At 40.1% G+C, this 25,328-nt stretch carries 22 protein-coding genes and 4 pseudogenes; 4 read left to right on the forward strand and 22 right to left on the reverse strand.

What is annotated here, in order from left to right; all coding sequences use genetic code 11:
• Nucleotides 1-47: 47 nt before the first annotated feature.
• Nucleotides 48-1,091, reverse strand: coding sequence for a TRAP transporter substrate-binding protein (locus K364_RS0109295; RefSeq protein ID WP_051533915.1), 1,044 nt, complete (start codon nucleotides 1,089-1,091; stop codon nucleotides 48-50).
• A 101-nt stretch (nucleotides 1,092-1,192) separates the two neighbouring features.
• On the reverse strand, nucleotides 1,193-1,969 hold the full coding sequence (locus K364_RS0109300) for an IclR family transcriptional regulator (RefSeq protein ID WP_028307806.1): 777 nt from the start codon (nucleotides 1,967-1,969) through the stop codon (nucleotides 1,193-1,195).
• Between the two features lie 370 nt (nucleotides 1,970-2,339).
• Here K364_RS0109300 and K364_RS23425 point away from each other — a divergent pair, with 370 nt between their 5' ends.
• A complete protein-coding gene (locus tag K364_RS23425) occupies nucleotides 2,340-2,726 on the forward strand; it encodes a cupin domain-containing protein (protein WP_035268462.1) in 387 nt (128 codons plus the stop codon).
• Nucleotides 2,727-3,054: 328 nt separating this feature from the next.
• Here K364_RS23425 and K364_RS0109310 read toward each other — a convergent pair whose 3' ends face one another.
• Together K364_RS0109310 and K364_RS26655 are read right to left on the reverse strand one after the other, a co-directional pair.
• A complete protein-coding gene (locus tag K364_RS0109310) occupies nucleotides 3,055-3,588 on the reverse strand; it encodes a hypothetical protein (protein WP_028307807.1) in 534 nt (177 codons plus the stop codon).
• A gap of 103 nt (nucleotides 3,589-3,691) precedes the next feature.
• The gene (locus tag K364_RS26655; protein WP_422857214.1) at nucleotides 3,692-3,922 is read right to left on the reverse strand and encodes a hypothetical protein; all 231 of its coding nucleotides are present in this window, start codon (nucleotides 3,920-3,922) and stop codon (nucleotides 3,692-3,694) included.
• On the opposite strand from K364_RS26655, the pseudogene K364_RS27890 reads away from it, so the two are divergent.
• Together K364_RS27890 and K364_RS23430 are read left to right on the forward strand one after the other, a co-directional pair.
• Nucleotides 3,881-3,982, forward strand: a pseudogene (locus K364_RS27890) (TetR family transcriptional regulator); the annotation flags it as partial. The gene K364_RS26655 and the pseudogene K364_RS27890 overlap by 42 nt on opposite strands.
• A 42-nt stretch (nucleotides 3,983-4,024) precedes the next feature.
• Nucleotides 4,025-4,453 (forward strand): hypothetical protein, encoded by a 429-nt coding sequence (locus K364_RS23430; protein WP_051533916.1) that lies wholly within the window; start codon nucleotides 4,025-4,027, stop codon nucleotides 4,451-4,453.
• A 343-nt stretch (nucleotides 4,454-4,796) separates the two neighbouring features.
• Here K364_RS23430 and hypD read toward each other — a convergent pair whose 3' ends face one another.
• The 4 genes and pseudogenes from hypD to K364_RS27895 all read right to left on the reverse strand — a co-directional run.
• Nucleotides 4,797-7,187 carry a trans-4-hydroxy-L-proline dehydratase gene (gene hypD, locus K364_RS0109325; protein WP_277995563.1) on the reverse strand — a complete coding sequence of 797 codons (2,391 nt, stop codon included), beginning with the start codon at nucleotides 7,185-7,187 and terminating at the stop codon, nucleotides 4,797-4,799.
• A gap of 6 nt (nucleotides 7,188-7,193) precedes the next feature.
• The gene (locus K364_RS0109330; RefSeq protein ID WP_028307809.1) at nucleotides 7,194-8,096 is read right to left on the reverse strand and encodes a glycyl-radical enzyme activating protein; all 903 of its coding nucleotides are present in this window, start codon (nucleotides 8,094-8,096) and stop codon (nucleotides 7,194-7,196) included.
• Between the two features lie 47 nt (nucleotides 8,097-8,143).
• The gene (locus K364_RS0109335; protein ID WP_028307810.1) at nucleotides 8,144-9,151 is read right to left on the reverse strand and encodes a proline racemase family protein; all 1,008 of its coding nucleotides are present in this window, start codon (nucleotides 9,149-9,151) and stop codon (nucleotides 8,144-8,146) included.
• Nucleotides 9,152-9,201: 50 nt separating this feature from the next.
• Nucleotides 9,202-9,366, reverse strand: a pseudogene (locus K364_RS27895) (hypothetical protein); the annotation flags it as partial.
• A gap of 360 nt (nucleotides 9,367-9,726) precedes the next feature.
• Here K364_RS27895 and K364_RS27715 point away from each other — a divergent pair.
• A pseudogene (locus K364_RS27715) lies at nucleotides 9,727-9,867 on the forward strand (type II toxin-antitoxin system prevent-host-death family antitoxin); the annotation flags it as partial.
• A 5-nt stretch (nucleotides 9,868-9,872) separates the two neighbouring features.
• Here the strand turns inward: K364_RS27715 and K364_RS0109345 are convergent.
• From K364_RS0109345 to K364_RS0109400, 14 genes and pseudogenes are all read right to left on the reverse strand, one after another.
• Nucleotides 9,873-11,507, reverse strand: a complete 1,635-nt coding sequence (locus K364_RS0109345) for a class I adenylate-forming enzyme family protein (protein WP_028307811.1) — start codon at nucleotides 11,505-11,507, stop codon at nucleotides 9,873-9,875.
• 95 nt (nucleotides 11,508-11,602) lie between these two features.
• A complete protein-coding gene (locus K364_RS0109350; protein ID WP_028307812.1) occupies nucleotides 11,603-12,913 on the reverse strand; it encodes a TRAP transporter large permease in 1,311 nt (436 codons plus the stop codon).
• The gene (locus tag K364_RS0109355) at nucleotides 12,910-13,485 is read right to left on the reverse strand and encodes a TRAP transporter small permease (protein ID WP_051533917.1); all 576 of its coding nucleotides are present in this window, start codon (nucleotides 13,483-13,485) and stop codon (nucleotides 12,910-12,912) included. The genes K364_RS0109350 and K364_RS0109355 overlap by 4 nt, the downstream gene beginning before the upstream one ends.
• 36 nt (nucleotides 13,486-13,521) lie before the next feature.
• A complete protein-coding gene (locus tag K364_RS0109360) occupies nucleotides 13,522-14,622 on the reverse strand; it encodes a TRAP transporter substrate-binding protein (RefSeq protein WP_028307814.1) in 1,101 nt (366 codons plus the stop codon).
• Between the two features lie 489 nt (nucleotides 14,623-15,111).
• Nucleotides 15,112-16,041, reverse strand: coding sequence for an alpha/beta fold hydrolase (locus K364_RS0109365; RefSeq protein WP_207640840.1), 930 nt, complete (start codon nucleotides 16,039-16,041; stop codon nucleotides 15,112-15,114).
• Between the two features lie 45 nt (nucleotides 16,042-16,086).
• Nucleotides 16,087-16,650, reverse strand: coding sequence for a TetR/AcrR family transcriptional regulator (locus K364_RS0109370; protein ID WP_028307816.1), 564 nt, complete (start codon nucleotides 16,648-16,650; stop codon nucleotides 16,087-16,089).
• Between the two features lie 195 nt (nucleotides 16,651-16,845).
• Nucleotides 16,846-17,496 (reverse strand): annotated as a pseudogene (locus K364_RS25530) (UTP--glucose-1-phosphate uridylyltransferase); the annotation flags it as partial.
• Nucleotides 17,484-17,585 carry a UDP binding domain-containing protein gene (locus tag K364_RS27900; protein ID WP_242841690.1) on the reverse strand — a complete coding sequence of 34 codons (102 nt, stop codon included), beginning with the start codon at nucleotides 17,583-17,585 and terminating at the stop codon, nucleotides 17,484-17,486. The pseudogene K364_RS25530 and the gene K364_RS27900, both read right to left, overlap by 13 nt.
• 127 nt (nucleotides 17,586-17,712) lie before the next feature.
• Nucleotides 17,713-17,787, reverse strand: coding sequence for a hypothetical protein (locus K364_RS27905; RefSeq protein WP_422857216.1), 75 nt, complete (start codon nucleotides 17,785-17,787; stop codon nucleotides 17,713-17,715).
• Between the two features lie 104 nt (nucleotides 17,788-17,891).
• Nucleotides 17,892-18,413, reverse strand: a complete 522-nt coding sequence (locus K364_RS0109385) for a phosphatase PAP2 family protein (protein ID WP_028307818.1) — start codon at nucleotides 18,411-18,413, stop codon at nucleotides 17,892-17,894.
• Between the two features lie 56 nt (nucleotides 18,414-18,469).
• Nucleotides 18,470-19,060 carry a glycosyltransferase gene (locus K364_RS25540; protein WP_084295654.1) on the reverse strand — a complete coding sequence of 197 codons (591 nt, stop codon included), beginning with the start codon at nucleotides 19,058-19,060 and terminating at the stop codon, nucleotides 18,470-18,472.
• Entirely contained in the window at nucleotides 19,006-19,617 is a 612-nt protein-coding gene (locus K364_RS25545) for a glycosyltransferase (protein WP_051533920.1), read from the reverse strand. Before K364_RS25545 ends, K364_RS25540 begins: the two co-directional genes overlap by 55 nt.
• Before the next feature lie 527 nt (nucleotides 19,618-20,144).
• Complete coding sequence (locus tag K364_RS0109395) at nucleotides 20,145-21,077, reverse strand: DUF4179 domain-containing protein (RefSeq protein WP_028307819.1); 933 nt, start codon at nucleotides 21,075-21,077, stop codon at nucleotides 20,145-20,147.
• 288 nt (nucleotides 21,078-21,365) lie between these two features.
• Entirely contained in the window at nucleotides 21,366-25,034 is a 3,669-nt protein-coding gene (locus K364_RS0109400; RefSeq protein WP_169734750.1) for an S-layer homology domain-containing protein, read from the reverse strand.
• Between the last annotated feature and the right edge of the window lie 294 nt (nucleotides 25,035-25,328).

Below are 25,328 nucleotides of genomic sequence, written 5' to 3' on the forward strand. Positions count from 1 at the left end.
CCCTGGGGTAATGGACCCCAGGGTGTATATTTAATTATTCAAAAGTCCTATTTTTGAAATTCAACTACCCTTCTAACCAAGTCCTGGTCAACTTTATCTGCAAATTCATTCCATACTGCATCTTTGATACTCATCCATTTTTCCATTTCTTCATCTGTTGGATAATAGAACTCCCCACCAACTCTTTCCATCTCTACTCTTAGTTCATCAACTAATTTTGGTGCAATTTCAAAATTATACGCCTGTGCTTCTTCTGCAGCTTCTAAAACGGCTTGCTGCTGATCTGTTGTAAGTTTATTCCAGGTATGCAAACTCATAAAACAAAAATGCATGTTTTGAACTCCACCAACCTCAGAATAGTAGTGCATAGCTTCATGCTGTTTTGCACTAGTTGTCCACATATGCTGAACATAGGTTCCTTCAACCACTTTTTGTTCTAATGCCATGTAAACCTCAGGCCAAGGAACGGGGGTAGGAGAGGCTCCCCATGCTCTTAGAATTGCCTGTTCAATGGGTGAAGCAGTTGCTCTAATCTTAAGGCCTCTTAAATCTTCGGGCACTTTTACAGGTTTACGGTTATTACCCAAGACACGGTAATCTCCCACGTCTACAAAGAAAAGACCCTTAATGCCCAATTCTTGTCCCACAGACTCCATTAGTTCTTTTCCTATTTCTCCACCCCACACTTTTTGACCGTTTTCGATTGATGTCATGATATAAGGTAAGTCTCCAAATAAAAACTGATCAGTAAAAGGCGCCATATTATTTGTACCCGCAGAACCTATGTCAATAGTTCCTATTTGAGCTCCTTCAACTGCAGTTTGGTCGCCTGCAAGAGTTCCAGCACCAAAAATTTCTATTGTTATTTGACCATTTGTTTTTTCTTCAACTAATTCTTTAAATTTGTCATAGGTCAACTCTACTGCACTACCAGGGCCACCTGTATGTGCAAGTACCATTTCTATTGGTTGCTGTGCTGCATCACCATTTGAACCTTGTGGAGCTTCTGGAGCTTTAGATCCTCCACCACATCCGACTACTAGACTTCCAATTAACATTACCATCAACACAATAGCAAAAGCTTTTTTCAATACAATTACCTCCCCCAAATTCTAATAATTTAACACAGAGCACATATATTAGAGATACATCCCTCCCTTAATGAGAAATATTTTCACACCATATATACTTGCTATATTATTTCATCTTTAAGTTTCATTTGCATTTTGTTATTAATATCCTTTGCAACCGAAAAAAGCATATCTCTAAAAACGGGAATTTTAGTATCTGGAAATCTATTAGCTGGGGCAATGATGCTAATAGCCGCTACTACATTATTCTGGTTATCGTGAATTCCAGTAGCAATACACCTGACACCTTCAAATCCTTCTTCATTATCCATAGCAAAGTTCTGTTTTCTAATTTCAATAAACTCTTCCTTCAATTTAATTAGACTTGTGATAGTATTACCTGTTCTCATAGGGAATGTAGATGGAAGTATCATATCTAACTTTTGCTCAGGCAACCATGCCAATAGATATTTGCCAATAGCCGATGAAGTAGCAGGCAGACGAAAGTGCTCTAGGTTTGCTTTTAATACTTCTGGGCTCTCTACCCTAGCTAAATGAAGGACTTCCTGTTTGTCCAATATACCTAAACCAATGGTCTCCCTGCTTGACTCAGCAAGTTTTTCCATGTAATACAAAGCTACTTCCTTAAGATTGGTTAGTTTTGAATTAAATGCTGAGTTTTTTAAATCTAACAATCTGAAACCTAGTCTATATTTTGAATTACGTGGGTTTTGGTAAATATAGCCCCTAGCTTCGAGTGTTATTAACAAGCGGTGAACCGTACTAGATGACAGACCTATTTCTCTTGCTAATTCGTTACACCCTAATTCATAAGGCGGTTCATTTAATGCCTCCACTATATCAAGAGCACGATTCAAAGACTGCACATAATTTTTCAAAATTGTTCCTCCTTGTATTATTGTCCCACATCGTGGAATGCTATATCAATTTTTTAAAATATATCATGCAAAGAATATTTTGTCAATTTAATTATTTTACAAAAAAACTTATTTTTATACTATATATATGGTCATATTTACTTTATTTGCAAGGTTTTAACGGAAATTTCTGATTATTTATTTAAAATTTAAATGAATGGCATTCCACATAGCGGGATACATCTTTGTTTAAATGTTGTCTGTTTTTGAAAAACATGCTAGTATTAATAAGGTATGTTACTCGTTTTTATAATACATAAATAATAGTTGCTTCCATTATTTTTTAAAGTTTTACAAATAACTAAATTTAATTATGTGAGGTGTAGTATCAATGGCATTTGTTTATCAGTTATCTGAATTAATTGAAAGAATTTCACCTAAACCTAACACAAGATATGCAAAAATAGTTTTAGATCACAATAATATACCCGGTTCTCCTATGTCTCTAGGCTTTTTTCGCTTCGAACCCGGGCAGGTTGGTCCAAAACATGCTCATGACACAGAAGTAGAAATATATATCACAATTAAGGGACAAGGGCAAGTAATAGTAGGAGATGATGTTATTGAGATGAGAAGTGGTACAATAGTATATGTCCCCCCACAGATAGAACACGAAACTCGAAATACTGGAGATACAGATTTAGAGTTCTATGGCATTTTTTCTCCAAGCTTAGATTTGTCTTCAATGAGAAAGTGGGAACAGGCATCAAAAGAATAAAATAGATATATATTTAACATGGCTTATCACTTTTTGTATGGAAACTTAATTAATCTATTTTCAAATCAAAAAAACGCCTACCGAGTTAGGTTAGCGTTTTAAAAAGAATTGATGAAGATAAGCGACTTGGTCCCTGACCTCTTAACTGCCAGTTACATAAAGATTAGTCATTTCTATTGAACTGATGAATTTATCCTCTGGAAACCTAACCAAGGAATAATTAACAACTTGGCTAAAGAATAACACTTCATCAATTATAAGTAATTAATGCCTGGCCTAGTCTATAATTCCATTTATTGCATTATTGTCAGCTTCATATTTCAGTCCTCTAAATATATTTTAAAAAAGTGCTGCACTTTATACCTGCAGCAGTATTTCCACCGGTTGACTTTACAATTCCGCCGCTTATGGATATGGTACCGCCTGAGCCTCCAGCAAAGGCGTTTCCTCCGCCGCCAATACCTGCAGAAGCAAAGCCTCCTGCTGCTGTCACGATACCGCCACTGATGCTGATATTTCCTCCGTCTTGAACACCCGCTCCACCAATACCGGCACCTCCCCCAAAGCTTCCACTGCCACCTGTGACTGTTACTGTTCCTCCATGTATGACTACATTACCACCCCTGCTTCCATTACCTCCACCAATGCTAGCGCCTCCGCTCTTACCCGTTGCTGATACGCTACCTCCGCTTATGGTTACGGTTCCGTCTAAAGCTGTAGAAGTATAGCTGCTGTTGCCCCCTCCGCCACCAATACCAGCTCCTCCATAGTATGGAAAGCTGCTTGAGGTTAGTCCATCTCCGCCTGTTGATATAACTGTCCCACCTTCTATAATAATACTGCCTCCAAAACTTCCCGGCATGTCATTACTGTCGCCTCCGCCGCCAATGCCTGCGGCTCCGCCATGCCACCAGCGGTAGTCCTTCCAGCACCACCTGCTGCCTGTATTTCTCCACCCCGTATTGTTATTTGGCCGCTAGTACCTCTCCGGCTGGCACCAATACCGGCACTACCAGGAGCCCCCTCTGCGTTTCTATGCCACCCTCAATGGTTATGGTGCCGCCGTTTGCCCCTTTACCACCGCCGATGCCTGCTCCTTCACCGAGTTTATACCCTGATGACAGCTGGTAGCCCATAGCTGTTACGGTTCCTCCATTAATAGTTATGTTTCCTCCCGAACCTCCGTTACCGCAGATACCATAGTAGAAACTGCGGGAGTTTCTAAAGGAGCATTCTATGTTTATTTTGAATCAAAGGATGCCCTCATTACCAACCTGATTGCAGACACCGTAAATAAAGTGGACCTGGATTATAAATCCTATATAGAATCATTTCCAGTAGGCACACCGGCATCAGATATCCTTATTTCATTAGTTGAAAAAATAGCTTATGTTATTACCGACTTTATAGGGTATGACGCTATAAAGAGCATATATGAGGTTCAAATAACAAGAAAAGTAAATACGAATGCTTTATTAAACTACAACAGGGATCTATACAAATTGTTCAGTGAGGTAATAACCTTGGGTATTCGGCAGGGAGAGTTTAATAATATGATAAACCCGGATCCCATTGCGAAACACTTTATTCTTGCATTACGGGTGCTAACTTATGAATGGTGCATCAGATACCCTGATTTTGACTTAAAGGTTCAGTTTCTGGAACACTTTAAAATACTTTTAGCAGGTATTAGAAAGCAAGAAAATCATAGGCTTATGTCTGAATAAGGTGCCCCGTCAGCTGTTCAGCAAGCACATGATCGTCAAGCGCTTCTTCAGGAGCTTTTTCAATTGGTCCCTTGTTCAGGAAAATCTGGCAGATAAAAGGGTTTCCAGTATTTTGGTAAAATATATTATTATGAAAATAAAAACTTGAATAATGAAAATATTAACGTTAAGAAAAATAAGAGGAGGGGGAATATGGCTATAACTATACCGGAAAAAATGTCAGGTGTATTTGTACATACTCAAAATCATCTGTAGTTGAAAGAACCATGGTTTTGATTAAACCATGGTTCCTATTATATATACAATTTTTTATCTGATACTTCTGGAATTTATAACTGAATTTTTAGAACCCCTGCTGTTCAGTACGGAGAATGATTTCGTTCTGCAGCTCTGCTGTAAGATTATTGAAGTAATCGCTGTAGCCGGCTACCCGTACGATGAGGTCATTGTAATTCTCCGGATGATACTGTGCGTCCCGGAGCATGTTACTATCCACTACATTGAATTGAATATGATGACCGTCCATACAGAAGTATGCACGTATTAGATTCTTTAATCCTTCCAGGCCGGTCTCGCCTTCTAGTACACCAGGGGAAAACTTCTGGTTTAAAAGCGCACCACCGGTACGGAGCTGATCCAGCTTGGCAGCAGATTTAATAACTGCAGTGGGTCCGCATCTGTCTGCTCCCTGAACCGGTGAAATACCTTCAGAGAGAGCCACGCCGGCTTTCCGCCCATCAGGGGTAGCCCCAATGACGGATCCGAAGTATACATGGCAGGTGGTGGGCAGCATTTCTACCCGATACTGACCGCCGTTAGGGGTTGGTCTGCCATTAACAAGCTCATAGATGATCTCAAAAGCACCCATGATCAGGCTGTCTGCTGCGTCATCATCATTTCCGTATTTGGGAGTCTTGTTCAAAAAAATCTGTCGTTCTTTTTCATAACCTTGGAAGTCTGCAGCCAATATGGTTAGCATCTTTTCCATTGTCAGAGTTTTTTCGTCAAAAATATGCTTTTTGATGGAACTGAAACAGTCAGTAATGGAACCTAAACCCACGAACTGAATGTAGCGGCTGTTATAGCGAGCCCCTCCGGCGTTATAGTCCTTGCCTTTGGTAATACAGTCCTCGATAATGACGCTCATGAAGGGACTGGGCATATTTTTAGCATACAATTTTTCAATCACATTGTTGCCGCGGATATCTACATCGATAAAGTAGGCTATCTGTTTTTTGAAAGCCTCCATCAAATCATCCATGGTTTTAAAGTTGCGAGGATCCCCGGTCTCTAGACCGATTTTCTTACCGGTCCGTGGATCAGTACCGTTATGCAGGGTGATCTCCAGTACCTTTACCATATTAAAGTAACCAGTAAGGATATAGGCTTCCTTACCAAAAGCCCCCACTTCTACACAACCGGAGGTGCCGCCTTTGCGGGCGTCTTCCAGACTCTTACCTTGAAGAAGCAGTTCCTTTACAACTGCATCATGGTTGAATACTGAGGGAAAACCCATTCCTTCTCTAATAACCTTACCGGCTTCCATGATAAATTTGTCAGGATTCTTTTTGCTGATCTGCACATTGGTAGACGGCTGCAAAAGCCTCATATCCTTGATTACATCCAACAGCAGGTAGGAGACATCACATACACCATCGGAACCATCAGCCTTCATGCCGCCAATGTTAATGTTGCAGAAATCGGTGTAGGTGGCACTTTCCTTCAAGGTAATGCCCACTTTTGGCGGTGCAGGCTGATTGTTGAATTTAATCCAAAAACTTTCCAGCAGCTCCATGGCACTTTCACGGGTAAGGGTCCCCGCTGCAATCTCATTTTGGTAAAAAGGATTCAGATGCTGATCAAGATGTCCAGGACAGAAGGCATCCCAAGTGTTGAGCTCAGTGATAACACCGAGATGGACAAACCAATACATCTGCAGCGCTTCATGGAAAGTTCTCGGAGCGTTGGCCGGTACCCATTCACAAATCTCAGCGATCTTGCTCAGCTCGGCTTTGCGCTTTTCATCAGTGCATTCTGCTGCCATTTCCCGGGCCAGCTTCGCATGACGTTTGCCAAATATAATCAAGGCATCGCAGGCAATATCCATGGCCTTTAACTGTTCCTGTTTATCATACGCCTCGAAATCATTAATAAAATCCAGTTTGTCAAGCTGTTCTTTTATCTCTGCCTTAAAATCCAGCATACCTTTGTGGTAGATTTTGTCGTCACAAACGGTGTGGCCGGGGGCTCGTTGTTCCATGAATTCAGTAAAGATACCTGCTTCGTAGCAATCATGCCATTTAGGAGTCATCTGCTCCATAATCAAATCACGGATGGCTTTACCCTTCCAGAAAGGAATTATCATTTCTTCCTGGATTTTCCTAGCCTCGTCACTGACCTTGAAAAAAATCTTTTCACGTTTATCCATAATCTCAAAATCTTCCACAGTATGGCAGCACAGTTCGGGATATGTGGGGGCGGACTGAGGCTGGGGGCCGCGTTCTCCCACGATCAGTTCCCCATCCAGTATAACCACTGTTTTGTTTTCACAAAGATGTTTGAAAGATAGCGCCCGCAGCACTGGTATAGAGACCTTGCCCTGATATTTTTGATAAGCTTCCGTCATCAAAACGGCACGCTCAATGGAGATAGTAGGCACAGTGCTGACGCTTTGCTGGCGCAACTTTTGGATTCGTTCATTCATGCCCAGGATTTTATTAGTTTCAGTTGCCATGATTTTTTAACCTCCTATATGAACATTTATTCCCTGCTTGCAGAGAATTTCCCGCAACTCCTGCATCTGCTCTGCCGTTGGCTCAGCAAGATGGGAGATGGTATATGGCAGGTGCAGTCGGTGATATTTTGCTGCTGCCATTTTATGATATGGCAGTAAGTAGATTTCCTTTAATCCCAGTTCCTGCATGAGGGCTCCGATACGCAGGATATGTTCAGGTGCGTCATTTATGGTTGGCACTATGGGCACCCGTATCCATACATTGGCACTTTTTTTTATAATATGGCGAAGATTACTCAAGATGGGAGCAATGGGTGCTTTCATATACTTTTCGTGCGCTTCATCATCTAAATGCTTGATATCGTACAGAAACAAATCTACATAAGGCAGCACCGCATCAATAGCTACTTCCGGTACAAAACCACACGTATCCACCACAGTGTGATAACCCTGTTCTTTGCAGCTCTTGAGGAATTCTACCGCAAACTCCTGTTGACTCAGGGGTTCTCCCCCGCTTAATGTTACCCCGCCCTGGCTCTGCTGATAAAAAATTGCATCTTTACTTACTTCTGCCAGAACTTGCTCAACGGTCATTTTCTTTCCCAATATTTCCATAGCCAGGGATGGGCAGACATGGGCACATGTGCCGCAACGGATACAACGTTCCATGTCTATTTGGATACCCTGTTTAGAAGCTTTCAGAGCCTGCTGGGAACAGGCTTCCATACATGACATACAACCGATACACTTTTCTCTATACCAGATAATCTCCGAATGAAAAGACTGGGTCTCAGGATTATGACACCATACACAAGAAAGAGGGCAGCCCTTTAAAAAAACTGTGGTCCTGATACCCGGGCCGTCATGAATGGAATATTTCTGAATATTGCTGACTATCGCAGTTGTCACAGTAAGGCCTCCCTAAAAAGCACATCAAATAGTAAATTTTTTTACAATTAGCCAAGTTCAAACCCTTCAGCCAAAGGATCTTCCGGATCCATCATAAATGTGCACATGCCCGTAATAAAGGCACGCCCACTGATTTCCGGCACTATGGCAGGAACTCCGTCAATTTCCGTCTCTTCCACAATCCTGCAGGTAAAGGTACTCCCGATTATACTCTCGTGCACAAAAGTTTCATTGAGTTTCAATTCACCTTTCGCATGCAAAACGGCCATTTTTGCAGAGGTGCCGGTGCCACAGGGAGATCTATCGATAGCTGCTGATGTAATGATTACAGCGTTGCGGGCAGATACACCTGGTGTATCGGAAGGAGCGGAGAATTCAATGTGGGTCACCTTATCTACAAATGAAAGAGACGGATGCCGCACTTGAATCTGCTCATTAATATATTCCCTCAGCAAAATGCCCTTTGACACGATTTCTCTGGCACGACTGGGCACCAACTCTAATCCAAGGGAGGCTGCAGGAAGAATAGCATACATATTCCCTCCATAAGCTATGTCAAAGGTCACACGGCCAAACTCGGGAGTGTCGATAACATAGTCAAAGCCAATCACAAAGGCAGGAGCATTCACAAAGGTTACGTTCTTTGCTCTTTGATTCTCTACTTCCACAGTCACTTTTACAACGCCGCTGGGAGTATCCAAAACAATCTCAGTAAAGGGTTCCTTTACTTCCACCATACCAGTTTCCACCATTGCTACAGCAACACCAATGGTGTCATGTCCGCACATGGGGAGCCAGCCCCCGGTTTCATAATATATGACACCTATATCCGCTCCGGGAGTGCAGGGTGGAGTTAAAAATGCCCCGGACATAACCTCATTGCCGCGAGGTTCCAGACTCAATACTTTCCGCATCCAATCATTATGGGTCTGCATATAGATAAATTTTTCTTGCATAGTTGCCCCTGGAATCACTGGTACGCCACCAACGACGGTTCGGGTAGGCTCCCCACCGGTATGGGTATCTATTGTTTGAAATGTTCTACAAATTTTCATTTTGTCAGCCCATTTAGTGTAATGGGCCCTCCTCTCTATATAAATTTTATCTAATTAAATCCTTTTTGCCAATTGAAATATTTTTTTACCATATTTTCTCCTTCAAATGATAGTTTCGTGCCTGCCCTCCCTTTATTTACTTCTATAAATCCGTGAGACTCCAACTTTTTTAATCTTCCCCTAATTTCCTGCTCCGTGAGATTAAACCCATACTTATTTAAATCATCTGTTTCAGGTAGTTTTTAGAGGAAATTGTGGTATAATCTAAACAACTAAACCATAACCACCCGCTGAGCGGGTGGTTATGGTTTCATATCTTGCCTACCTTAACTATACTTAGATATATTTTTCATAATCCATACCACTGTATAAAACCCTTAATCACCTCGCATCTATTTTGTACATAATTATATCATTAAAATGTGCACTCAACAAATATTAATAAACAGAAGTTATGCAGTATCCATTGAGTATCAGAGATAAGTCTTTACAATCCCTGTATAGAGCAGTTATAATTAGCATACAATAATGCTATAATATTACTACAATGTTACTACTTTTATAGGAGAGTTGAGTTGAGTAATGAAATCTCCGAACTCTGCAAACGTACAGGCGAGCCTGTTTATCTGACTAAAAACGGCAGCGGTGACCTTGTGGTGATGGATGTAGAGGCTTTTGCCCGGCGCGAAAGCATGCTGAAGCTCAAAGAAAAGCTTCAATTTTACTTCTCCGTTAGGGCCTCAACCAGCCTTATGGCACCATACTTTTCTCTTAAACGGGGCTTTTCAATTTTACCAGTGGGATTACGAGGTACCTTATCGAAAATTATCCTTCTTGGACGCTTGTAACGGGGCATTGAAATACAAAATTCCCTAATTTCCTCCTCGGTACAGCTATACCCTGGTTTCAGCTCTATTACGGCAGCCGCCAGCTCTCCAATGCGCTTATCCGGCAGACCAATTACTGCTGCATCCTTAACAGCCTCATGAGTACGCAGGAAATCCTCAATCTGCACTGGGTAGATGTTTTCCCCGCCGCTGATAATTACATCCTTTTTACGGTCAACCAGGTAAATAAAGCCTTCTTCGTCCATGCGGGCCATATCTCCTGTGAATAACCACCCATCCTTGAGAACCGCTGCAGTTGCTTCAGGGTCATTAAAATAGCATTTCATCACTCCAGGCCCCTTAACAGCTAATTCACCAACCTCTCCCTGGGCTGCTGGGCTTCCAAGCTCATTGGTAATCTTAACCTCCCAGTTGTAACCGGGTATTCCAATTGCTCCAACCTTATGAATATTTTCAATCCCTAAATGAACGCATCCAGGGCCTATAGATTCGCTTAACCCATAGTTGGTATCATACTGGTGCTCAGGAAAGTACTTTTTCCAACGATGTATAACACTAGGTGGGACAGGCTGTGCACCTATATGCATGAGCCTCCACTGGGAGAGCTCATAGTTTTCCAATTTCAAATCTCCACGCTCAATAGCATCTAAAATATCCTGCGCCCATGGAACCAGCAGCCAGACAATAGTTATTTTTTCCTCTGACACTGTTTTTAGTATCCATTCAGGCTTGGCCCCACGCAAAAGTACAGCCTTACTGCCTGACAGCAGACTGCCAAACCAATGCATCTTAGCTCCGGTATGGTAAAGGGGTGGAATACACAGAAAATTATCATCACGAGTTTGACCGTGGTGTTTTTGCTCAGTATAACAAGCCGACATCAGACTTCCATGGGAATGGAGGATGGCCTTTGGGAATCCAGTTGTGCCTGATGAAAAATATATTGCCGCATCATCCTCATCCCCAATCTTAATCCCGGGGTCTTCTGAGGAGCAGTTAGCAGTCAGTCTGTCATAGTTTTCAGCAAAGGAAGGACGGTTTTCTCCTGCAAACAGCAGGGTCTTCACCTTTGGTATCTGATTATATATGGTTTCTATACGTCCAATAAATTCAGGCCCAAAAATCAACACACTGGCTTCTGATAAGCCTAAACAGTACTTGATTTCCTCTGCCGTGTAGCGGAAATTCAAGGGTACTGCAATGGCACCTGATTTTAAAATCCCAAAATAAATGGGCAGCCATTCCAAGCAGTTCATTAAGAGTATAGCTACCTTATCACCCTTTTTAATTCCCCTTTTAAGCAGTAGATTAGCCATTCGGTTTGCCTTTTCATCAAACACCCGCCAGGTCATCTCCCGGCGGTATTCTCCTGCAGGGTTGTTTTCAATCAGTTCATATTCAAGCCATGTAACATTATGGCTTTCCTGGAGATCCATGTTAATCTCAGTCAGGCATTTTTCATTTCCATAGAGTTCAGCGTTTTGTGATAGTATTTGTGTAATAGGCATTCATTTTACCCCCGTTTTTCTGAAGAACAAGTATCTAAAAAATAAATATTTGTTAAATATTTAGAAGCATCTGGTATTTTTTAAAAAGCTAGGCATTACTTAAATAAAAGCTCTGGCAGGAAGGTGGCTATTTGTGGAAAGGCTATCAAGGCAATCAGGCAGACTATTATTGCTGCTAAAAAAGGCCAGATACCTCTAAAGATAACCTCCAACGGTATATCTGGAGCAACACCCTTAATAACATAGACATTCATTCCTACAGGAGGTGTAATAACCCCCATGGCAACTACCATTACTATGATAATGCCAAACCAAATTGGGTCATACCCAAGGGTAGTCACGACTACAGGGAAAAAAATGGGGATGGTCAGCAGAATTAATGCCAATGCATCTATGAAGCATCCCAGAATAAGATAAATCAGGAGAATGATTCCCATGACAATATAGGGAGGTAGGGGAAGTCCCCCCGCCCAGCTTGCAACCTCAAAGGGTATTCTGCTGATGGCTATAAAACGTCCAAATATGGTAGCACCTGCAACAAGGAGCATAATCATTGCAGTGGTACGGGTTGCATCCATTAGAGATTTTGTAAAACCATTCCAGGTAAGGCGTCGGCCCACCAGGGCAACAACTAAGACACCACCTGCACCTATTGCCCCTGCTTCAGTAGGTGTAAATATACCTGCAAATAGGCCGCCCATTGAAATAAAAAATATGGCCAATACCTCACCTAAACCACCCCTTAGGGATTGGATTCTCTCCTGCCATGACGCCCTTGGCCCAGCAGGCCCAAGGCTGGGGTTTCTATAAGCAATGATTGCTATGGCTGCAATGTATAAAAGCATGAGCAGTATGCCTGGAATAATACCAGCCATAAAGAGCATGCCTACTGATTGCTCTGTGGCGATCCCATAGACAATTAGAATTACACTAGGCGGAATTAGGACACCAAGTGCTCCCCCTGCTGCAACACTTGCTGCAGCTAAGGACTGGTTGTATTTATATTTATTCATTTCCGGCAGTGCTATGGCCCCCATGGTTGCTGCAGTGGCTGTATTTGAGCCGCATATTGCTCCAAAAATAGCACACGCCACCTGGGTTGCTATGGCCAAACCCCCAGAATAATGCCCAATTAATTTATAGGCAAAAACATAGAGGCGTGCTCCAATTCCAGAATAAAATGCCAGAAACCCCATCCAGACAAACATGGCTATTACACTCAAGGTATGTGAGGAAAAGACCGAGTATATTTCTGTAGCCACCATACTAAATGCAGCATTAGGTGAAACAAGGTAGCTGAAACCGCCAAAGCCCACTAGAGCCATGGCAAAGGCTATGGGCATCTTTAAGATTAGCAGTACGAAAAATACAATTATGCCTATTAAGCCTACAGATAATGAGGTCATTCAGAGACTACCGCCCTTTTCATCGTTTCAATGGCTTCAACAATAAGCACCAGGCCCAGGACAAGCAGGCCAAAACCAACCACATATATGACATGGTAAAAGGGAGTCTGGGTTGTGGAGGAAACAACATTGTTGAGTGATAGGCTGTAGGCATATCTGCCCATATACCAGGCGGCCAGCACCCAGAAGCAGCCGGCTGTAACATTAATCAACACCTCCAGCAAATGCTGTATCCTTATGGACAAAAGATTCATGAAAAAGCCCACTGCAATATGGCCCTTTTGAAAAGCACAGTAAGCTAAGGACAGGCCAATCATAATGGCTGTCAAAAATCCTACATACTCATATGTCCCCAGAATTGGTCGATTTAAAAGTGTTCTCATAAGCACATTGACTACAACAAGACCCATGATGCTCACCATGCATAGTCCAGCTATTCTATCCATGACCATGCTCACTGCTGCAGCAAATCCCTTTAATGATGCTGTACTGCTTTTATTCCCCTTTGCCTGGGGAATTGATAATGTCTGTATTCCCATAATCCTTGTTAAAAGGTTGGTAATAGTTGTCATGGCATATATCACATCCTAATTAATAGTTAAAACAACCTACTTCCCATACTCCTGATTATATCTATCTGCAAGGCCTTCAACCAAATCCATGATTTCTCGGCCATTATACCCCTGACCGTCTATCCGCTTTATATAGTCATCCTTTATGGGTTGAACAAGATTAACCCAACGGGCTGCTTCTTCCTCCGATAGAGTAATTATTTCCTGTCCAGTTTCCTCAACGGCCCATTTCAAGGCAGTTTCGTTCTGCATATCCCATAGGCCCATTGCCATCTCCTCAAAATAGGCCTGGCTGACAGTTTCTATGGCCAGCTGGGTATCAGGTGTTAAGGAATTCCAAGTATCAAGGTTCATGGTTATAAAAAACAATGTGTTGTAAAGAAAGGGTGTCAAAGTCAAATAATCGGTTACCTCAGCATGCCTCCAGCCTCCTAAAACCTCTACTGGGGAAAGGTTTCCCTTAACTACTCCCTTTGATAAGGCTTCATAGGCATCAGACTGGGGCATGGCTACAGGGATGCCCCCCAGGGCCTCTATTGTCACGGCACTGAGTCCTGTTGCCCTAATTTCCAAACCGCGCATATCCTCCAGGCTTCTAACAGGAACCTTGGTGAAGAGATCTCCAGGGCCTGTGGCAAATACCATAAGCAGTTTGGTGTCTTGAACCTCTGGAGGGTTAAGCTCCCTTATTCCCTCCCAGGCAACCTTACTGGCGACCTTAGAATTGTCATATCTAACACCAGGCAGTTCAAAGACTTCAAGCACCGAGAAACGTCCCCGAGTATAAGAAAAGCATGATAAACCAACATCTGCAATGCCTGTGGTAACCCCCTCATAAATTGCATCTGCCTGCAGCAGGGTCTGCCCCGGATAACTGACAATGGTAATCCTGCCTTCTGTTGCTTCTTCAATGGCTGCAGCCCATTTCTGCACCAGTTCAGTTTCAACTGGATGGGTGCCTGGAAAGAAATGAGCCAAACGAAGCTCAATTTTTTTTTGCTCCCCATTAGAATTACTGCTTCCTGAAGCATCCTTTGCTGAGCATCCCACCAGGGTCAAGAACATGACCATAACCACCAGTACCAACATTACTCTTTGGAAAACATTTTTGGTTTTAAACTCTCCTAATACTTTCAATTCTCAAATCCTCCTTAATATTTCTCTTTGAAAAACAAAAAAACCCCGCAGGAGGAGTGTAATGAGCACAGCATACAGCCAATACTTGAAATACAGCCCAAGTATAGGAGCATACCATTACATATACTACCATCCTACCGTACTACTTTAGTTTACTGCCTATACACCTGGCCTAACACTACCATTCTACTTTTCAAAGCTGTTAAAACCACTTTACAAAACTATAACATATTAAATTCACCCTAATCAAGACTTTTTCCTGCAAATCAAACAAACTATTTTTATATGTTTATACAACGATATTTTTTTACCGCCCTTTCTCGGTAATGTAGCCCCGATGAAATAGATAAAGCAAAAATCCACTTTTTATACCATTTCATAAACAATTCCTCAATTACTTTTTATTAATTTCTACTAGATCAGAGATGCCTATTGATAAATGACATGTTATTGCTACTTATCTTGAAAATGCAGTTCAATATTTCTTTATTAAAGGTTCCTTTCAAGAAAGTCCTTTACTTGTTTGTTGATTGCTTTTAATTCCGTTACCATTCCATGACCTCCACTATCAAAGGAAACAAGCTCAGAGTGCTCAATATTCTTATGATAAAACTCTGCATGTTCATAGGCTACCAGGGTATCATCCTTGGCATGTAGTACTATTGTGGGAACTCCTATCCATCTCATTGCTTCACCCGATAACGGCTTGATCTTGGCTTCATGAATGTTTCCAGGACGCCGTGGGCTCATGGGATGCATAAACTCCAACATTTCATCGGCAATTTTTTTGTCGTCAGGGCTAAGAGAGCTATATGTCTCCTGGGAAATTCCTATCATTTCCAGAAATTGTTTTTGAAATAATTTCAGTACAAGCCAATAGGCAAAGTCAGATTTCTGGATTGTATTTACTATCTTAGTACTCAAAGGAATTTCGTCACCCATAAACATAGATACAGCTGATAACAGTATCAGCGCACTACTCCTGTCCGGATAGTCATGTGCAAATTGCATAGCTGAAGGACCTCCAGCGGAAACACCAAAGATAATTACTTTGTTGATTTCCAGGTGGTGCAGAAGTGCTGAGTAAAGGGCAGCCTGATTTTCTACTGTAGATTCTTCCAAAAATGGAGAGCGGAGATAACCAAAACGGGAAACCGAAATGAAAGTAAATCCGTCCCCAAGAAATGCCTTGCCCATCAGAAGACCCTGGTCATAACCACCGCCCGCACCGTGGACTAAAAGAACAGGAGGTCCATCGCCCTCAACTGCATACTCTATCTCGCCGTTTTTGGTTAGGAGTATATTGCTGCCTTCAAGCACCCTTTGGTGCGCATAAGTTATGTCACTATGGTACTGAATATACACAACTGAAAATAGGACCATCAGTAGGATAGCTGTTACTAACAAATTTTTTTTCATGCTCATACCTCTTTTATCTAAAAATTAGTATTCTTCTAGTTTTTTTTACTGTTTTACAATGTTATCGACTAAAGTATCTATGAAAATATTTCTTTGTTCCTCATTATGTAAATTTATGCCGCTATAAAAATGAAACTTTGAGGGACTGATACTGGCAATCTGTATTGGCAAAAGGATTTGCAATGCAAGTATTCTTAAATCAATCTCATCCTTTTGGTTTCCAAATATATCCTTGAGTACTGGCACCAAAAAAAGTGGTGTCTCCATATCCCCATTAAGTATTCCATGAGTAATTGTGAATTTCACCAACTTTTCATGCCTTTTTGCAAAGCTATATAGCTCCTTTAGCATTGTCTTTAGCTTTGTCACAGGCTCTAATTTAGCATAATTATCAGATGTTACAAAACTAGTTGCCATTTTTGCCATTACATCTCCGACAGCTATGCCTAACAAATTATTCTTAGTCTTGAAATGATAGTTAATTAAACCCGTTCCGACCTTTGCACGTTCTGCAACCTGGCGGACAGTAACCTTATCTACATCAGTAACTTCATCAAGTATATCTATAGCCGCTTTTATTATTCTATTTCTTGCATCTTGATCATTCATAGCATGCCTCCCGAATAATTCTTGAACTTTATTTGTATATGATTTGAACATGTTCAGTTTACTGTACTATAAAATTTTTGTCAAGATTCTTTTTCACATTTTTTCTTGCTAAAAAACTGAAACCGATTAAATCGACCTCAGTTGCCAGTCAAGACTTCTAACAGTGGGTAAATATATTTATTCTAGGTTTAGTACTTACAGCCTCTCTTCTTGATATTGTTCACTCAGTCCCATGCACCGCTTCTTGTCGCTCCTATATTGATCCACCATACTTTCTAGATAGCTCATTAAAGGTTCCCGCAATTCCATTCTCTCCCGCGCAAACTCAATGGTAGCTTGCAGATATCCTAGTTTATCTCCAACATCATATCTCTTTCCTTGGAAGGTATATGCGTAGATAACTTCTCTATCATTTAGTTCCTTTAGGGCATCAGTTAGCTGAATTTCTCCACCTTTCCCTGGCTTGATCCCTTGGAGAATATTAAAAATTTCAGGGGTGATAATATATCTGCCCATAATGGCAATATTTGATGGAGACTCTTCGACTTTTGGCTTTTCGATTAAATCTTCTACCTTATATACGTGAGGGTCAATCTCCCTACAGGCTATAATCCCGTATTTGGAGACCTCATGGAGTTCCACCTTCTGTACGCCTAAAACAGAGGTTCGATAGCGATTGTATACCTGAAGCAACTGTTTGAGACAAGGAGTCTTGCTTCTTACAATATCATCCCCAAGCATTACTGCAAAGGGCTCGTTGCCGATGAAAGATTTGGCACAAGATATGGCATGCCCTAGACCTAATGGTTCCTTCTGGCGTATGTAGTGAATATTTACTGTATTAGATTTTCAACTGCAATTGGGTCGTATGCCTGAATAACTGCCCCCTGCTTTGCTAGCTCCCTGATGATGTCTAAAGCAGGCGCTTCCCTCACATCATCAGTACCTGGCTTAAACGCTAAACCAAGGATAGCTACTTTGACCCCACTAAGACTTGTAAAGCTCTGCTGGAGAATCTCTAGGGGCTTTCTCTTCTGATAATAGTTTACAGACAGGGTTTCTTTAATAATTTTGAAATTGAAGAAACTTCTCTCCAATGCGCTGATCAAGGCCCATTCCCTTGGCAACTTCACGGATATCGCCACCAGCTTTCTCACATAATAAACTTCCCTTTCAAACAATCTTCTAACCGATCCAAGTGATTATCACATATTTAAACGAGCAGTTAATACATATATCTTTTACATTATTAGGAATGAAAAAAATCCACCTGCAGCACCAAGCACAGAACCAATTAGTACATCAGATGGATAATGCAATCCTAAATATACACGAGACACTCCTACTATTAAAGCTAACAGCAGAAATAACGGTGAATAAGAAAGGTAGGTTATAGCAAAAACTGTTGCTATTGAAAAGGCTGCTGCGGTATGACCAGACGGAAAAGAATAATCTTTTAGGGGTTTTGATGATAAGACTGCTCGAGGAAGAACTAAAAAAGGACGCGGCCTGTTAACTAAAAACTTCAGAATCTGAACCAGCACGTGACTGGCACTTAAAGCAATTAATGCTTTAACACCCACATTCATTAAACCTTGCCCCATGGTAATTAACACTATGGTAAAAGCAACGCTAAAAGCTGCTCCTCCTAAATGTGTAGCTGTCTTCATTATTTGATCAAGCAACCAACCCTGTTTCTGCCCATTGAAATAGTAAAAGAGTTGTGCATCAACATCAGCCATTTTAGTTATTAATCGGGCCAATATACTCTCCCCCTTTTAAATAATTAGGTTATTCATAAAACCAACTCGAGGCTTTACTAGGCAGAATATTTTGATTTGGTGATTTTAGAGCTTTCCATTAGTTCTTGATAATTCTTAAATAGATTAGAAAATACCTCATCCCAACTTTTTGTTAAAGAATACTTTCTAGCGTTATTGGCCAACCCTGTCCTTAAATCATCATCCTTTATCAATCTGCTAATAGCTTCAGCCATTTCATCAGGGCTGCCTGGGGTAAAAGCAATACCATTATACATTTGAATTAGGTTCTCCTTAACTCCCCCAGCATCTGCTGCAACTACTGGAAGACCAGAAGCCATTGCCTCCAAAACGACATTTCCATAAGTTTCACTAGTAGATGGAAAAACAAAAATATCTGCAGATGCATACAGCATTTGCAGCTCTGCCCCAAATTTATAACCGAGAAATGTCACATTAGGTAAGTTTCTTTCTTCCAATTGTTTTTTATAAGGTCCGTCTCCAACAATAAACAGTTTAAAATTTATTCTTTTTTGATTCAATCTTACTGCAGCGTCAAATAATACATCGAGTTCCTTTTCGGGAGCAACTCTGCCTACATAAAGAAGTATGATTTCCTTTCGTATACCGTACCGCTCTCTAAATGCAATACTCTTTTTTCTGGTGAAAAAACCTTATTGTCAATCCCCCTGCTCCAAATCATCAAGTTATTGATATTATTACTTTTTAACTGGTCAAAAGTTATCCTAGATGGGCAAAAATTGATTTGACTAAAGGAGTGAAACCAACGGAAAAAGTGCCAAACTGCTTTTTCAAAAAACTGTAGGTTGTAATAACGTAAATATTTGGGAAAATCGGTATGATAGGATGCAACCACGGGAACCATGTGATCTCTGGCATACTTAAGTCCCATAAGACCTAAAGAAAAAGGAGTTACCAGGTGGATTATATCAGGCTTAAATTTTTCCAGAGTAATTTTTACTATTTGATAGGATGGCATAGCTATTCTACACTCAGGGTACAAAAAGAAGTTCATACTTTGAAAGGAAATTATACTGCCAAAATAGTTTCCTTCAGTCCGCTCTCCCGGTACTAAGAACCGATATTCAATACCATTTTGATCCATGTATTCTTTCATTCTTGATAAGGTATTGGTCACTCCATTCACTTGGGGAAGAAAAGTATCGCTAAAAATTGCTATTCTCATGCTCCTCCTCCTTTGCTCCATGATATTATTTGTCAAACCTAGCCAACTTTGCATAATCTGGCGGCACCCTGCCGTTTGTTATATTTTCATATTTAAACAAAGAATTCATAAAATTATTTTTCTCACTTGTTATAAATATCTTTATTGCTTAAATTAATGCTACAATATCAATGTTAAATAAGCGTTAAGGCAAACTTATTTTAAAGTTAAAAAGCTGCTTCTTTTCCTTTCCTTTAATCGGCCATTCCTTTAATCGGCCATAAATACCATGAGCAGGGCTATAAAGCCACCTGTATATGCAAAAAGTAAGTAGTCATTGTTCCTACTACAACGCGGCCCACTATCATTTCCATCCCCTGGAGTATTCGGTTAGTATATCTCATCAATCATTGAAAACCTCAGATGTGTTTTGATTGCGATATGATACAAATACGCGGATCTTCTTCTACATATCCAGAGAATCGTTTTTAAAAAAAACAAATCTGAAGTGCCAGGCACTTCAGATTTAGGATATTCACACAACAAATCTATTCAGCTATACTTTTTGGTGTTCGGTGAGGTTCTCTCTTTTCTATAAACATTTTGAAATCAAAGTATTCATATTCTTCAACTTCAGAGAGTCTTGCCAGGGCTTCCTCTTCTGTTAAATAGTAGCCTTCTTCTACAAAATAGGTTCCATCTGTGTCCCGAAGCAGTCTTGCATTCGCACTTGCCAGTTCCCACTTTAAAATTCCTTCGGCAGCCGCTATCCCTTCACCCAAGGGGAAAGAGGCGGTTCTTAAGGAGTATACTGCTGGGAGCTTTTCAGCCTCTTCATCTTCTCTAACATCAATGATTATCTTTGCGGGATTATTTTGTTCAGTTACTTCTATGATCACGGGTTTTTTGAATGTCACTACAAACCTATGGGCTGAATCATCCAAGGTTATTAATCTGTAAATATCGTCAAACAATTCCTTACCGCTGAGGTCTGGCAGGTTATCCCAGGCGGAAAACGCCCTTACCCCTGACACCTCAACTAGAATACTGTATGGGTATTGGAGATATGTGATGGAAAAATGACCTGGTACATTTGCTGCTTGCTCTCCCTGATACAAGTCTACGATTAATCTTTCAAAATCCTCATTTTTCTTAGTATCAATATCTTTAATATCTTGACCGTCGGTTATTTTGCCACCTTCAGCCTTGTCCTTATTAAACTGCAAAACCCTTACAATAGCTTCTCCTCCTGGCAGTTCTCTTATAGTGTCTGCAAAGGTGGGCAATGTATTAATGCCAATAACAAAAAACAAAAACACCGCTGCAGCAGATATAAGGACTTTAAAATAGCCTTTATTTCTTCTGCTTTTTTTCATTTTCCTTTTCCCCCTTAATATCCCTTCTTGTATTGCCATATCTAAGGCATCGGGTATTTTTATAGCATCATAGTTTTCTTTCATTTCTTTGATTTCCTTATCCACTATAACACCTCCTTTAATGTTAGCCTTAGTTCTTTTAAGGCTTTATTAAGAAAGGTCTTAACGGTCCCAAGAGGCCTTTTATTAAACAAAAATTTTGTTCCTATACTTTCATAGACGTTCACCTACTGCTTCTTGACTTTATATAAAGTTTAGGAATACATTTGGCGGATACTGCAAAACAGCATCTCTTCATACCTAAATTTAGATAATTAGAGATGCTGTTTATGACTAAATTACTATTTAGTTTTAGAGAATGACAACATTTTCGAAAAAAGCAATTTCATAGGTTTATCTTTTCAATAGATTATAAAGCATTTGAGCCATTTCTGCTCTAGTTGCTGATGCAGAAGGATTTATATATCCGTTGTTTCCTGATACAATACCCCTTTCAATTAAAGAAGCTACAGACTCCAAAGCCCAACCAGCTATACTATCTGTGTCCTTAAAATCTTCAATAGTAATCTCCCCAACTTTTTCAGGCAATTCCTCAATTAAAAGAAGTGAATTGTAAAGCGTGGTAAGCATTTCCTGTCGAGTTATTTTTCGCTCAGGTCCATAGATATTATTTCCTATACCTTCTGTTAAACCAAGCTTACGTGCCTTATACAAGTATTCTGTATAGTATGTGTCCCCGCTGTCTATAAAATTTTCCACATCTACAATATCTTTTTCATAGTTCATCAAATCATAAGTATTCATAAGAAGAACAATAAACTGCCCTCTTGTCAAAGGAGAATTAGGACTAAAATGATCTGGACTCGTACCAGAAGTAATCTCCCTTGCACTGATGAAGGTAACTGCATCATAATACCAAGAATCTTTCGATACGTCTTGAAAGGTCTTGTGATTATACCCTATGGCAAATAAAGAAAAATGTGGAGTTTTAAAGGTTACTGACTTAGTTTGTTCACTGTACTTTCCTCTAACTGTTTTTAGGTTGCCGTCATTTCCAATATAGTATACAACTACAGCATTGGGATTTTCATAAGTCCCTAAAGTGTATGGAACAGTCACATAAGCATGCCCACCCTTAAAATGGGATACTGTTTTATCTCCAGCTTTTACCTGTATGCTGTAGACCGGTCTTCCCTCAACCTTTTTCTTGTTACTTTCTGACATGCCTTCCATCTCTGCTCTGCCAGCTTTTATAATGATATCTTCATCTTCCGCCTCAGCATTAATTGCCGCAAGTGCCTTTTGATCAAAAGCTACTTCTATAAGATCGGAATAAACACCGAAGCTGCAGTCTGTTTCCCCCAATATACGGCTCAAATCTGACTTTTTAAATCCTATTTGAATTTGAGAAGCTTCTCCTAAAGAATTTATCAATATATTTATGCTGTCATTTTTCCCTGCAAAATTCTCTCTCTTTGCTCGTCTTATAAGAGCATCAAACATATTGGAGGTAATGTTTTCAGATATTTCTCCTCTGTAAGGTCTGGAATTAATAGTGGTTTGGATTGATTTACCTTTATCCTTAGTCTCTACAGTTACGGTTACAGTTGCAGAAGGTAAAGAGCTTCCGGAGCTTTGGGTTTGTACTGATGCTCGAATAATGTTTAAGGTGTAAATATTTGATGTGCTCCCATCACTCACTTCAATAGTAACAGTATTGTTTCCCGTAGCTAAAGAAATGTTTTTCGTGTTTCCATAAGGCACGGCATCACCATTTACAGTAACTGACCCGTAATAGGCTACAGGATTTATATTTACTAATTCAATATTATTGGCAACATTTACTGTGTAGCTGAATACATCTGATCCGAAAGACGGGGTTAAAGTTCCTTCACTGATGGTTAGACTGTTAAGAACAGGCTCTGAGCTGGCTACAGGTATATAGTTAATGTTGCTTCCTCCATAGGTTATTATATAGGTGTCCATAGATTCAAAGGGAACTCCCCATATATTGTAAGTGGCATTAATATCTACCAGCTCATGTAAATTCAAATACGTATATATACCATAAGTATTGCCGCTGAAATTGTTTCTATTTATGTCCGAGCCTCCTATGGTCAAATCAAAAATGTCTCCATTTTCCTCTCCTGAAAGATGCAAGCCATAATAATATCCTTTTATTCTATTATTGAAAACCTGTTTTTGATATTTACCTTCAAAAGGTGCCGCAGCATCTGGCGGAAAATATAAATAAATCCCAGAGTTGTATGGAGTACTTGATACTAAGCTTTCAATATAGTTTCCTGTTATTAAAAGGTCTTTATCACTTTTTAAATACAATCCATGCTCATGATAAGCTGATGATGATGTAATTTGGTTATTTGCCACGGTTAAGTTTCCGGAAATATTTAACGAAACACTATAACCTGTATATCCACTTATCTGATTGTCTTTGAAATATACCTCTTCAAAGGCACCTTCTACGTAAATCATCGTTGAGCCTGAGTATATTTCACTTCTACTCAATGTGTTTCTTGCAATCTCGACTATTCCTTCGTTCTGCGACCCATGATCCCATCCATAAAAATAAATAGAAACGGCTTCAATATCTGTAAATATACAATCTGTGACCGCAAAGTTTCTTGGCTTGCTTAGTACAGAGTTTTCATATTTAATCCCATGATAACCGCTTAAAAAATGTATTCTGGATATGGATGTATTGTCACCAGTTACTAGAACAGACACACTATCATGCGTCGTGTTACCGGCTATTATAGTGTCTTCTCCGCTTCCTATCAAAGATACGGGTCTGTCAAGCCATATATCTCTATTGTAAAGGCCATCTGCTATATTCACATTTCCTCCGCTTTTGACATAAGCTAAGGCTGTCTGTATATCATTGAAGGCTGTTTCTCCGTAAACATATCCATCTGAGTTATCCGCCGAGTAGCTATGATCCACATATACATCTTCAGGGGCTGAAGTAACTAGAACGTCATCCAATAAATATACATCCTCAACATTCTCTGCCCACCCCGACGGCAAAAGCACGCTGCTTTGCTTCAATCGTAAAAGAACCTCATCCCTATCTTCTGTACCCCAATCCGTTCCTCTCAAATCAATCTTAGATTCAGTCTTTAACCTTACTGTATTTATATTATAGATGTTTCCTCTAAAGGTATTCCCTAAGCCTTCACCTCCAAGGATTAAATCAAATGTATTATCTGTAGTATCGCCATAATAGTAAATCCCAAGGCCAAAGTTTACAAAGGTATTGTTTGTTACTTTGAAATCTCCTGAAGTGATCTCATCCTCTATATCTAAACCAAGTCCTACGGCGGAATTATTTTTTTCTCCAAGGTTTATTAAAGTGTTGTTTATTACATGAATCTGTGAATGGGATGTATAGTCTGTTTCTATGTCGAAACCATCCTCAGATGTTTCCACATAATTATTTTCAATTAAAGCAGTTCTAATATCATCAATTTCAATAGCAATGCTTAAGTTGGTGAATTGATTGTCTGAAATATTTGCTGATACAAGACTCCCATAAACGCCTCTTCCTACGCCTGTACCCTCGATTATGCTGTCAGTCAGAGTAAATGTTGTTCCTGTGTAGCCGCTTAAATATATCACAGAATCATATGTCTGAATTCCAAGTGTTTTTAAATATGAGCTGTCAATTACGATTGATTGTGAATAGCTTTCTGTTAGGGACAAAGGACGATTCCCTGTAATTGAGCTGTTTGAAATGTTTACTTGAATTCCGCGTGAATAATCCTGCAGTATTCCTAAATTAAGATTTTCAAAGATACAATCAACAATATCTATTCTGTTATTTCCTGCAGAAACATAGCTGTAGAAGCGAATTCCAGTTCCTTCTACTTCTGTTTCCGGTGTTTCCGGATTATCTCCTGTAAGTATAAGATTTTCCATAGCAATGACTACACCGTCTTTGCTATTTATGTAAAACAACTCCATTGAAGAAGGATTCTTGTAAATAACAGGGGTATTACCTGAAGAATCCCCTATTATTGAAATCTTGGTGCCACTAGCAGACAAAATCTCTCCCGGAGCCATGTAGCTTCCCGAAGCAACATGTACAATGTTTTGTCCTCCGTTGGTAATTAATTCAAAAGCCTTGCTTAAAGTGGCTATTGGTGAAATATCAGAACCATCATTTTCATCATTCCCATTTTCTGAATCTACGTATATGACTGTAATATCACTAGCATATATCGAAAATAGGTTAAAGAAACTCCTGAAAAAACTAGCACAAATACAAGTAATAAAAATAATCCTTTTTTCATTTTATATCCATTCCTTTCGCTTCGCTCAAGGCACAAAACTTAATGA

The sequence above is a fragment of the Desulfitibacter alkalitolerans DSM 16504 genome (assembly GCF_000620305.1).
Taxonomy (GTDB): domain Bacteria; phylum Bacillota; class DSM-16504; order Desulfitibacterales; family Desulfitibacteraceae; genus Desulfitibacter; species Desulfitibacter alkalitolerans.